Source organism: Acinetobacter rudis, assembly GCF_031157835.1.
GTDB classification, from domain to species: domain Bacteria; phylum Pseudomonadota; class Gammaproteobacteria; order Pseudomonadales; family Moraxellaceae; genus Acinetobacter; species Acinetobacter rudis_A.
This window is the reverse complement of record NZ_JAVIDR010000051.1, coordinates 1-781: the sequence shown is the minus strand read 5'-3', so window position 1 is coordinate 781 and position 781 is coordinate 1. Positions and strand designations below refer to the sequence as shown.

1 protein-coding gene is annotated in these 781 nt (G+C 42.5%); it reads left to right on the top strand.

Annotation, left to right across the window (positions count from 1 at the left end; all coding sequences use genetic code 11):
- On the top strand, positions 1-738 hold a 738-nt coding region (locus tag RFH42_RS16840; protein WP_308977088.1), incomplete at its 5' end, for a citrate/2-methylcitrate synthase.
- Between the last annotated feature and the right edge of the window lie 43 nt (positions 739-781).

Below are 781 nucleotides of genomic sequence, written 5' to 3'. Positions count from 1 at the left end.
ATTTGCTACTGGTATCGATTTAGCCATGATGGCGTCCGTGTTGATGAAAACACAGACGACGATTCAATTGGTGCACAATTCCTGCATTTACTGCGTGGAGAAAAGCCAAATGAATTACATGAACAGGTTATGAATGTTTCATTGATTTTATATGCTGAGCATGAGTTCAATGCCTCAACCTTTACTGCGCGTGTGTGTGCATCAACACTTTCTGATATGCATTCATGTATTACAGGTGCAATTGGTTCATTACGCGGTCCTTTACATGGTGGTGCGAACGAAGCTGCGATGGAAATGATCGAGAACTGGACTTCACCAGATGAAGCAGAACGTGAAATGTTGGGTAAACTTGAGCGTAAAGAAAAGATCATGGGCTTTGGTCATGCTATTTATAAAGACAATGACCCACGTAATGGCATCATCAAAATTTGGTCTGAGCGTTTAGCGCAAGACGTGGGTGATACTGTTCTTTATCCAGTATCGGTACGTTGTGAAGAAGTCATGTGGCGTGAGAAGAAATTATTCTGTAATGCAGATTTCTTCCATGCATCTGCTTATCACTTTATGGACATTGCGACTAAACTCTTTACCCCAATCTTTGTTATGAGTCGTGTAACAGGTTGGGCAGCACATGTGATGGAACAACGTGCAGACAACCGTATTATTCGTCCAAGTGCGGAATATACGGGTCCTGAATTACGTAAGGTTGTACCGATTGAACAGCGTGATGCTGCTTAATCGCTCATCAATTTGAGACAAAGAACCCGACTGATGTCGGGTT